The 10,825-nt window shown below is 73.0% G+C and carries 8 protein-coding genes; 4 read left to right on the top strand and 4 right to left on the bottom strand.

All coding sequences use genetic code 11. From position 1 onward, the window contains the following. The 4 genes from FNX44_RS17515 to FNX44_RS17500 all read right to left on the bottom strand — a co-directional run. A partial coding sequence (locus tag FNX44_RS17515) for a glycoside hydrolase family 5 protein (RefSeq protein WP_228449970.1) occupies positions 1-1,367 on the bottom strand: 1,367 nt, incomplete at its 3' end. Positions 1,368-1,556: 189 nt separating this feature from the next. Beyond that, positions 1,557-2,717: an AAA family ATPase gene (locus tag FNX44_RS17510; protein WP_143649216.1), complete on the bottom strand. Its 1,161-nt coding sequence runs from the start codon at positions 2,715-2,717 to the stop codon at positions 1,557-1,559. A gap of 189 nt (positions 2,718-2,906) precedes the next feature. Then, complete coding sequence (locus FNX44_RS17505) at positions 2,907-3,380, bottom strand: Dps family protein (RefSeq protein WP_143649215.1); 474 nt, start codon at positions 3,378-3,380, stop codon at positions 2,907-2,909. A 159-nt stretch (positions 3,381-3,539) separates the two neighbouring features. Continuing rightward, positions 3,540-4,562 (bottom strand): rod shape-determining protein, encoded by a 1,023-nt coding sequence (locus FNX44_RS17500; RefSeq protein ID WP_143649214.1) that lies wholly within the window; start codon positions 4,560-4,562, stop codon positions 3,540-3,542. A gap of 241 nt (positions 4,563-4,803) precedes the next feature. Here FNX44_RS17500 and FNX44_RS17495 point away from each other — a divergent pair, with 241 nt between their 5' ends. From FNX44_RS17495 to FNX44_RS17480, 4 genes are all read left to right on the top strand, one after another. Then, positions 4,804-5,505 (top strand): SDR family oxidoreductase, encoded by a 702-nt coding sequence (locus tag FNX44_RS17495; RefSeq protein WP_143649213.1) that lies wholly within the window; start codon positions 4,804-4,806, stop codon positions 5,503-5,505. 38 nt (positions 5,506-5,543) lie between these two features. Further along, positions 5,544-6,593, top strand: coding sequence for a methionine synthase (locus tag FNX44_RS17490; RefSeq protein ID WP_143649212.1), 1,050 nt, complete (start codon positions 5,544-5,546; stop codon positions 6,591-6,593). Between the two features lie 52 nt (positions 6,594-6,645). Next, complete coding sequence (gene ligA / locus FNX44_RS17485) at positions 6,646-8,826, top strand: NAD-dependent DNA ligase LigA (RefSeq protein WP_143649211.1); 2,181 nt, start codon at positions 6,646-6,648, stop codon at positions 8,824-8,826. Between the two features lie 243 nt (positions 8,827-9,069). Next, positions 9,070-10,825, top strand: a 1,756-nt coding sequence (locus FNX44_RS17480; RefSeq protein WP_173019216.1) for a putative bifunctional diguanylate cyclase/phosphodiesterase, incomplete at its 3' end; no start/stop codon positions are given.

Genomic DNA, 10,825 nt, shown 5'->3' with positions numbered 1-10,825 from the left:
GGAGGTCCGCTCCCCACTCGCCGCGTCCGCGACGGGCGAGCCTCAGCAGGTGCGGAGCCAGCAGGGCAAGGCGGTCCGGTGGCAGCGTCGACAGCGCGGCCTCCATCAGTCGCCGGGCCCGGCCCCGAGGAGCTGATGCGCCAGCCGGTGGCCGACGGCGGCAGGGACAGTTCCGTGCCGCCCAGCCGGGCGCGGTAGCTGAGCCGGTAGACGCCGGCGTCCGGGTCCCACCGGTCCTCGAGCACCGTGCCGGCGACGGCGGGGGAGTACGGGGTGGCGGTGCGTTCCTTGTTCGTGCGGAAGCGGCCTTCGGAGTCGACGGCGCAGTAGCCGCCGCCGTAGCACCACACGTAGCCGGCCCAGCCGGAGCTGTAGCGGTTCAGCGACAGCAAGGCGTCGCGGTAGAAGCGGCCCATGTGGGGCAGCGCGTTGTTGAGCGGACCCCACTCGCCGACCACGACGGGCAGCCCGTGCCGGGTCGGGTAGTCGGTGACGGCGGCCTCGTAGGCCTCGATCCAGCCGGCGTCCGGGTCGTAGTCCGCGCCGGACTCCATGGCGGTGTTGTAGAAGTGCGGCGAGTAGACGACCTTCGGGTCGTGTATCCGGCCGAGCCCCGTCGGCACGCCCTCGCCGACGATCGGCGTCGGCTCCACGAACAGCCAGCTGTCGGTGTCGACGCTGCGGATCGCGGCGGCGAGCCGGTTGTACATGGGGGTGAGCTGGTCGCGTTCGATGCGGCGGGCGGCGCTTGCCAGGTCCTCCCCGGGGCGCAGCTCGCCCATCGGCTCGTTGATCAGGTCGTAGCCCAGGACGGCGGGGTGGTCTCCCAGCCGCTCGGCGAGCACCCGCCACATGTCCGCCTGCGCGCGCTGGAGGTCGGGGTCCTCGTACAGATGGGTGAAGGCGCGCTGGACGGCCGGTTCGAAGTACTCGGAGAACCAGTCGTCAGGGCGCGGGGTGAACGGCAGGTCGTCCGTCCGGGTGGCCCAGGCGGGGATGCCCCGGTGGCCGAACGCGGGCCCGAACACGTCCTGGTGGGCGTCGACGACCACCCTGATGCCGTACGCGTCGGCCCAGTCCAGCACCTGTTCGATCCGGCGGAGGTAGCGCTCGCTGTACCGGCCGGGCTCCGGCTCCAGGTCGTCCCAGAACACCAGCAGCCGGGCGAAGTTGAAGCCCTGGTCGTGCATGTCCCGGAAATGGCGTTCGGTGATCGCGGTGAGTGCCGCCTCGCCGCGGTTCGTCTTGTCCTCGACGTTCCAGCCGCGCAGGGTCAGTACGCGTCCGCGCTCGTCGGTCAGCCGGGGCGGCGCGGCCTTGCCCGCGGCGCGCGCGGGCGTGGGCGCGCCGACGGTGGTGAGCAGCAGGCAGCACACGAGGGCGGCGAGCAGACGGTAGGTGCGGACCACGGCGACCTCCGGCCATGTTGTCGTTCGTCCCGTGAGCCAACCGGTGACCGGGGGTGGCGACAAGGCAAGGACTCGGCCATGTTCGGGCCGCTCTTGTTGCCGGGGTGCCGCAGGCGAGCGGTCCGCCGCGTCCGCCGGAGGGGGTGCTCAGCGGCCTGGCCAGTGCCAGGCAGGTTCGTCGAGCAGGCCCTGGCCGCGTACGGCGGTCCGTCCGTCCTCCCGGACGAGTTCGATCGTCCGGCCGCCGCGGGAGGCGAGTGCGGCGGCCAGCGGGGCCGCGTGGGTGACCACGATCGTCTGGGTGCGTGCGGCCGCGGCCCGGACGAGGTCGGCGAGGGGCGCGAGCAGCTCGGGGTGGAGGCTGGTCTCCGGTTCGTTGAGCACCAGCAGGGCGGGCGGCCGCGGGGAGAGCAGCGCGGCGGCCCACAGCAGGTAGCGCAGCGTGCCGTCGGACAGCTCCGCCGCGCGCAGCGGGCGCAGCACGCCGGGTTGCCGCAACGCGACCTCGAAGTGGCCGCCGTGCTCGGTGACCGTCAGGCTGCTGCCGGGGAACGCGGCGGCCACGGCGTCGTCCAGGCTCTCCGGGTCGCCGATCTCCCGGATCGTCTGGATCGCGGCGGCCAGATCGGCCCCGTCGGGCGCCAGGACGGGCGTCCGGGTGCCGACGCGCGGCGCGCGGGCCGGAGCGGCGGCGTCGGTGCGGATCTGGTCGTAGAGGCGCCAGGACCTGATGGTCTCGCGCAGCCGCAGCAGTTCCGGCGCCCGGTGCGGGTCGGCCAGCTCGGCCAGCATGCTGTCGTACGGGCGGAGCACCCCGGCGGCGGTGGTCCAGCCCCCGCCGCCCGGACCGCCGTCGGCCGGATCGGCGGCGCGCAGCCGTACGGCCGGGCCGTGCCGCTCGGAGAGCAGTGCCGCGGGCCGCAGGACGGGGCCGCTCCACACGGCCTCCCGCTTGATCTCCGGGTCGAGGGCGAACATCGAGCGTGGGTCGCTCTGCGGGTGGCCGAAATCGACCGCGTAACCGAACTCGTCCCCGGCGAAGCCGAGCCGCAGCGACGTCGCGTCCTCCCGCGGCGCGAAGCCGGAGCCGCCGCCCGCCTCGCCGGCCCACAGCGCGGACCGCAGCCCGCCTTCCCGGGCGAGGGCCGCGACGGCGCCGTTCCGCGCGGAGTCCGACAGCAGCCGCAGCGCCCGGTAGAGGGCCGACTTGCCGACGCCGTTGCCGCCGGTGACGACGTTCAACCGGTCGAGGGGGACGACGAGCCGCCGCAGGGAGCGGTAGTTCTCCACCGCCAACGTCGTGATCACAGCCGCGCGCCCTTCTGGTCGGCCCGGCCGGGCCAGGTTCGTTCGAGGTTCCGGGAGGAGGACGAGCGGCGGGCGGCCGGGGTTGAGCGGGGGCGTCCGCCGGTGGCCGAGAACGCGTGCGCCCCCTCGCCGGCGGGGCGAGGGGGCGGTGGGTGTCGACGTGTCGGCGTGGCCGTGCGGCCGCCGGGGCTACTTGCCGTTCTCGGCCTGGAACATCCAGTGGTGCTTCTCCAGCTCGCCGGTCATCCCGATGAAGATGTCCTCGGTCACGGGGTCCACCTTGCCGGTGGCGGTCATCCGCTCGCGCATCCGCGCGACCACCGTACTGAGCGCGTTCACCATCGTGGCGACCGCGTCGCGGTCCTGCTGCCAGCCCTCCGGCACCCCGCTGATGCCGGTGTCGGCGGCGACGGTCGTCGAGCGGCCGTCGGGGGCGACACCGAGCGCGGAGGACCGCTCGGCGACTGTGTCGCTGTACTGGCGGGCGGTGTCGACGACCTCGTCGAGCTGGAGGTGGATGGAGCGGAAGCGGGGGCCGACGACGGTCCAGTGGATCTGCTTGGCCACGAGCGAGAGGTCGACGAGGTCGACCAGGGCGCCCTGGAGGGCCTCGCCCACCACCTTGAGATCGTCGTCGGGAAGGGTGCTCTTTACGGCGTACATCCGTTGACCACTCACTTTCGCTGGCGGTGTGCGTCTGTTGATATATGGGCGTTATGGGCGGTATCTGCCACATCACGCGCTGTGTGGTGATAGCGGCGCTTGTGTTCCTCTCCTAGCCGCCCACGGCGGTCGCCAAACACCCGGCGTCGGCCGGTCGGGTCACGCGGCGGTGGTCAGCAGGGGGCGGGAGCCGAACAGGCCGACGAGCTTGTCGTACTCCTCGAGGCAGCGGCCGGTGCCGAGGGCCACGCAGGTCAGCGGGTCGTCGGCGACGACAACCGGCATTCCGGTCTCGCGGGAGATGCGTTCGTCCAGTCCGTACAGCAGGGCGCCGCCGCCGGTGAGGACGATGCCGCGCTCCATGATGTCCCCGTACAGCTCGGGCGGGCAGTCGTCGAAGGCGGAGGCGACGGCGTCGACCATCGAGCGGACGGCCGGCTCGATGACCTCCAGGAGCTCGTCGGTGGCGAGGTCGACGTACTTGGGGAGGGTGCTGGTCTTGTCCCGGCCGCGCACCTGGATGCCGGTGCCCTGGCCGAGCGCCATCTTGATCCGCTCGGCGGTGCGCTCGCCGATGGTGATGGAGTGCTCGCGGTGGATGTACGAGGCGATGGTGGCGTCGATGGTGTCGCCGGCGACCCGGGAGGAGCAGGAGGTCACGGTCCCGCCGAGGGAGATCACGGCCACCTCCGTGGAGCCGCCGCCGATGTCCACGACCATCGAGCCCTGCGGTTCGTACACCGGGAGTCCGGCGCCGATCGCGGCGGCCATCGGCTCCTCCACCAGGTGGACCGAGCGGGCGCCGGCGCGGGCGGCGGTCTGCAGGACGGCCTGCCGCTCCACCTCGGTGATGCCGCTGGGGACGCAGATGATGACGCGGGGCGCCCTGGTGCGGGCCGGTCGGGCCTTGCGGATGAAGCGGCGCAACATCGCCTCGGCCGCGTCGAGATCGCTGATGACGCCGCCGGCCAGGGGTCTGGTCGCGACGATCGAACCGGGGGTTCTGCCCATCGACTGCTGGGCCTCGGAGCCCACGGCGCGTACCTGGCCGGTGCGCGAGTCCACCGCGACGACGGAGGGTTCGTTCAGGACGACGCCCTTTCCGCGGGCGTACACCAGGGTGTTGGCGGTCCCGAGGTCTATCCCGATGTCCCGGGAGCCGAACGACGTGCGCTTTCCCATGTCTGACCCCGTCAATCCGTGGGTTTTTGTGCGGAATGTCTGTTCCGCTCGAGCAGCATACCGACGCGGCCGAACGCGCGCCGCCCGGCCAGCAGCATGCCAGCCGGTCGAACGGAGCCGGTCGGCGTCCCCCCTTGTATCGCCTGTACCGCCTGTATCGCCTGTATCGCGTGCGTCGGCGCGCGTTCGAAGGGCGGGGGCGCGGTGTCCTGCCGGAACGCGCGTGCGGGATCATGGCCGGATGGCTACGCATCTCATCACAGGCGCGGGTTCGGGCATCGGAGAGGCCGTCACCCGAATGCTGCTCGCACGCGGCGACGACGTCTGGCTGCTCGCCCGGGACGCCGGTCGGGCCAGGCAGCTCGCCGAGCACTTCGCCGGGACCGGCGGCGAGGTCCACACCCTTGTCGGCGACCTGGCCGAACCGGCGCGGCTCTCCTGGGCGTTCGGACACCAGAGCCTGCCGGGCGAGCTGGACTCGCTGCTGCACGTCGCCGGAGTGGTCGAGCTGGGCCGGGTCGAGGAGCTGACCCCCAAGGTCTGGGACGCCACGCTCGCGGTGAACCTGGTCGCCCCGGCCGAACTGACCCGGCTGCTGCTGCCGCAGTTGCGACTGGCCCGCGGCCACGTCGTCTTCGTCAACTCCGGAGCCGGTCTGCGGACGAACGGCGACTGGGGCGCCTACGCGGCCAGCAAGCACGGACTCAAGGCGCTCGCCGACGCCTTGCGCGCGGAGGAGGCGGCGGCCGGCGTCCGCGTCACCAGCGTCTACCCCGGCCGGACGGCCACCCCGATGCAGGCCAAGGTGCACCAGCAGGAGGGCCGCGAGTACGACCCGGCCCGGTGGATGACGGCGGAGTCGGTGGCCACCACCGTACTGACGGCGCTCGACCTGCCGCGCGGCGCGGAGATCGTCGATCTGAGCGTTCGTCCGACCGGGTGAGACGGCGGGACGCGGCCGGTCTTCCGTAGGCTTCCGCCGTGAGCGAGACGTCGAAGTTCAGTTGGGGGCCGGCCGCGGCCACCGGGGTGGGTTCCATGCCCGGGGGAGACGCGCGGGAGGCGGCCCGTACCGTCATGGGCACCCTGGAGGCCCTGCCGCACCTGCCCGAGCTGCCCGCGCGCGGGCCCGGCGCGGACATGATCGGCCGCACGGTCGGCATGCTGGTCGAGCTGTACGCGCGGGTGGAGCCGAGCGGCTGGCGGATCGGCGACCGCCCGGGGAGGGACACCGCGCGCGCCCGCTCCTGGCTGGGCGAGGACCTGGACGCGCTGGAGGAGTTCGCGCAGGGCTACGCCGGCCCGCTGAAGGTGTCGGCGGTCGGCCCGTGGACGCTGGCCGCGTCGCTGGAACGGCGCAACGGCGAGGCGATGCTGGGCGACCCGGGCGCCTGCCGTGATCTGCTCGCCTCGCTGGGCGAGGGGCTGCGGTCGCATCTGGCCGAGCTGCGCCGCAGGCTGCCGGGCGCCGAACCGGTTCTCCAGCTGGACGAGCCGTCGCTGACGGCCGTGCTGCTCGGGCGGGTGCCGACGGCCAGCGGCTACCGCACCCACCGGGCGGTGGACCGGGCGGTGGTGGAGGGCGCGCTGCGGGAACTGGTGTCGGCGGCCCGTGACGCGGGGGTGCCGGTCGTCGTGCACTCCTGCGCGCCAGACGTGCCGTTCTCGCTGCTGCGCAGGGCCGGCGCCACGGGGATCTCGTTCGATTTCTCGCTGATCACCGAGCGTGACTTCGACGCGTTGGGCGAGGCGGTGGAGGGCGGCACCGCGCTGTTCGCGGGCGTGGTGCCCACCGTGCCCGCGGCGGTCTTGTCGACACAGCCGGCCTCGGCGGGATTGTCAGACCCTGCCGGTAGCGTCATGGGTGTCAGATCGCTCTGGCGCAGGTTGGGGCTTTCCCCCGGGAGTCTGGCGGCCTCGGTGGTGGTCACACCGGCGTGCGGTCTCGCGGGCGCGAGCCCGGAGTACGCCCGCCGGGCCCTCGAGCACTGCGTCGCGGCGGCGAGATCCCTCGCTGACGACCCTGAGTGACGGGTGCCCCCGGGTGGCGGGGCGCCCAACCGAGTAACGGGAGGAAACGACGGTGGCCGTCGAACAGCACTCATCCGTGCCGGCCGAGGCGCGTGAGCGGCACGCGCTGCTGGCCGAGCAGATCGAGGAGCACCGCTTCCGCTACTACGTCAAGGACGCGCCCGTCGTCAGCGACGCCGAGTTCGACCGGCTGATGCGGGAGCTGGAGGAGCTGGAGGAGCGGCACACCGAGCTGCGCACGCCGCAGTCGCCGACGCAGCGCGTCGCCGCCCGCTACGAGACGGAGTTCACCGCCGTCGAGCACCGGCAGCGCATGCTCTCGCTGGACAACGCCTTCGACGCCGCCGAGTTGGACGGCTGGGCCGACCGGCTCACCCGCGAGCTGGAGGGCCTGTCGTACCACCTGCTGTGCGAGCACAAGATCGACGGCCTCGCGGTCAACCTCACCTACGAACGCGGCCGCCTGGTGCGCGCCGCCACCCGGGGGGACGGCCGCACCGGCGAGGACATCACGCCCAACGTGCGCACGCTGGGCGAGGTGCCGCAGCGGCTGACCGGCGACCGGGTGCCGGAGCTGGTGGAGATCCGCGGCGAGGTGTACTTCCCGATGGAGAGCTTCGCTGAGCTGAACGCCCGGCTGGTCGCCGAAGGCAAGCCGCCGTTCGCCAACCCGAGGAACGCCGCTGCCGGTTCGCTGCGGCAGAAGGACCCGAGGGTGACCGCCGAACGTCCGCTGCACCTGCTGGTGCACGGGATCGGCGCGCTGGAGGGCATGAGCCTGGAGCGGCTGTCGCAGGCCTACGAGCTGCTGGCCTCCTGGGGGCTTCCGGTGCCCGAGCACAACCGGGTGGTCGACGACCTGGCCGGGGTGCGGGAGTTCATCGCGGACGCCGAGACCCGCCGCAGGCAGCTCGGCTACGAGATCGACGGCGCGGTGATCAAGCTGGACGAGATCCCGCTCCAGGGCCGCCTCGGCTCCACCTCCCGGGCGCCGCGCTGGGCCATCGCCTGGAAGTTCGCGCCGGAGGAGGTGAACACCAAGCTGGTGGACATCCGCGTCGGCGTGGGGCGGACGGGCCGGGTGACGCCGTACGCGGTGGTCGAGCCGGTGACGGTCGCCGGTTCCGAGGTGGAGTTCGCCACGCTGCACAACCAGGACGTCGTCAAGGCCAAGGGCGTGCTCATCGGGGACACGGTCGTGCTGCGCAAGGCGGGGGACGTCATCCCGGAGATCCTCGGCCCGGTGGTCGACCTGCGGGACGGCGGCGAGCGGGAGTTCGTGATGCCCTCGCACTGCCCGGACTGCGGCAGCGAGCTGAGTCCGGCCAAGGAGGGCGACATCGACGTCCGCTGCCCGAACGCCCGGTCGTGCCCGGCGCAGTTGCGGGAGCGGCTGTTCTACCTGGCCGGCCGCAAGGCGCTGGACATCGAGCACTTCGGCTACGTCGTCGCCACCGCGCTCACCCAGCCGCTGGAGCCGGACACGCCGCCGCTGCGCGACGAGGGCGGGCTGTTCGACCTCACGGTCGAGGAGCTGCTGCCGATCAAGACGCACGTACTCGACCAGGACAGCGGGCTGCCGAAGACGGACCCGAAGACCGGTGAGCCGAAGGTCGTCACGCTGTTCGCCAACCAGGCCGGCGAGCCGCGCAAGAACACCCTGGCCATGCTGCGGAACATCGAGGAGGCCAAGAGCCGTCCGCTGGCCCGGGTCCTGACCGGCCTGTCCATCCGGCACGTGGGCCCGGTCGCGGCCGAGGCGCTGGCCAGGGAGTTCCGCTCACTGGAGCGGATCTTCGCGGCGGACGAGAAGGAGCTGGCGGCCACCCCGGGCGTCGGCGACATCATCGCGGCCTCACTCAAGGACTGGTACGCCGAGGAGTGGCACCGCGAGATCGTCGAGCGCTGGCGGGCCGCCGGGGTGCGTATGGAGGAGGAGGGCGGCGAGGACTCCGGCCCCCGGCCGCTGGACGGCTTCACCGTGGTGGTCACGGGCACACTCGAGTCATACACACGGGACGCCGCCAAGGAGGCGCTTCAGCAACTCGGCGCGAAAGTGACCGGTTCGGTTTCGAAGAAGACCGATTTTGTCGTTGCGGGCGCCAGTCCTGGTTCCAAGTACGACAAGGCGGTGCAGTTGAAGGTACCGATCCTCGACGATGACGGGCTCACCGTGCTGCTGGAGCGCGGCCCGGACGCGGCACGGGAATCGGCGGTGAATCCGGCCGAGTGACGGCCGGGCCGGTAACGTTCGGCTGAACGCCGCCACGGCGGGGCCGACCGCGCCCGCCGGGCAGGCCCCGCCCCGAGCGGGCGCCAGGGCCGCGGGGTGACGGGGGCTCACCCCGCGGGGGCGTGGCGGAGGTTGGGATTCGGGCAACCCGAGGCGAATGCTGCCCATGCGGCCCTTCTCCGCCTAGGGTTGAACAGTGCGCCTGCCGTGGCGTGGGCACCGACGGCCGGGAGAGGGACGCGCATGCAGCAGACATCCGAGGAGCGCGGCCCGCGGGGCGGCACCCGCCGGCCCGGTCCCGGTTTCGCGCGCGCGGCGCACTCCGCCGGGGGCGACGGTCGACCGCCGCGGCGCAGAAGGTCGTTCCCGCTGCCGGGTCCCGTTCTGACGCCCTTTGTGGTGATCGGCGCCGGTGTCGCCCTGCTGATCGGTGTCTACCGGGTCGTCGACCAGGGCCGCGCGCTCTTCCCCGGGGCAACGGTCGGCTGGGGCCTGGCGGTGCTCACCGGCATCATCGTCGGCCATCTCGTGGCGCTCGGCCGCGACCGCTGGTGGGGCGGTACGGGGTCGGGGGCCTCGCTGACCCTGGCGGTGCTGCTGCTGTACGGCTGGGTGCCCGCCGCGCTGGTCAGCCTGGCGCTGGTGGTGCTGGTGGGGGCCGCCCGGCGCAGCCGTTGGCGGGAGGCGCTGGTGCACGGGGGAGCGGACATCCTCGGCATCGGCGCCTCCGCGCTCACCATGAGCGCCTTCGGTACCCACCCGTCGGTCGAGGCGCCCTGGCTGCCCGGCGACTGGCGCTGGGCAGCCCTTCCCGAGGTCTTAGTCGCGGCCTGCACCTACCTTCTGGTGACCCGGCTGCTGCTGTGGTTCTGTCTCACCCCGCGCGGCGGCCTGCCGACCGCGACCCGGGTCGCGCTGGCCCGCCAGGGGCTGGTGTGCGTGGCCCTGCTGGGTATCTCCCCCCTGATCGTGGTCGTGGCGATCCACATGCCGCTGCTGCTGCCGCTCTTCGCGATCCCGCTCATCGCCCTCGACTCCACGCTGTGGATCGCCCGGGCCAGGGCCGAGGAGCAGATGCGCGATCCGCTCACCGGACTGCCCAACCGGATGTGGCTGATGGAACGCACCTGGGCCGCGCTGGACGAGGCCGACCAGAACAACGCCAGATGCGCCCTCGTCCTGATCGACCTCGACCGCTTCCGCTCGGTGAACGACACACTCGGTCATCTCGCCGGCGACCGGCTGCTCCTCCAGATCGCGGACCGCATCCGCCTCGCCCTGCCGCGCGGCGCCGAGGCGGCCCGGCTCGGCGGCGACGAGTTCGCCGTCCTGCTGCCCCGCACCGACTCGGCGACCAGCGCCCAACGCGCCGCGCGCACCCTCGTCTCCTCCCTCGGCTCCCCACTCGACCTGGACGGACTCACGCTCGTACTGGAGGCCAGCGCCGGCGTCGCCGTCTTCCCCGACCACGCCGCCGAGGCCGAGGGCCTGCTGCGCCGCGCCGACGTCGCGATGTACGAGGCGAAGCGCGACCGCACCGGCGTGGAGGTCTACGACTCCCACCGCGACGGCAACACCCCCGACCGCCTCGGGCTGCTGGCCGACCTGCGCCGCGCGCTGGACGCCGGCGAGGTCCAGCTCCACTACCAGCCCAAGGTGCGCTTCGACGGCCAGGTGGCCGGTCTGGAGGCACTGGTGCGCTGGGAGCACCCGGAGCGCGGGAAGGTCCCGCCGGACGAGTTCATAGCCATCGCCGAGACCTCCGGGCTGATGCCCCGGCTCACCGAGTACGTGCTGGAGACCGCGTTGCGGCAGGTCGCCGAGTGGCGTGCCCGGGGACTTCCGGTGCCGGTCGCCGTCAACATCTCGCCGCGCGACGTGCACACCCCCGGCTTCGCCGGTTCGGTCGCCGCCCGCCTCGCCCGGCACGGCGTGCCGGCCTCCGCGCTGCAACTGGAGATCACCGAGCACGTGCTGCTCGACGAACCGCAGCAGGCCG

The organism is Streptomyces alkaliterrae (assembly GCF_007097205.2).
Classification (GTDB): domain Bacteria; phylum Actinomycetota; class Actinomycetes; order Streptomycetales; family Streptomycetaceae; genus Streptomyces; species Streptomyces alkaliterrae.
Note: the sequence above shows the minus strand (reverse complement) of the source record. Positions and strands in the feature narration are given on the sequence as shown.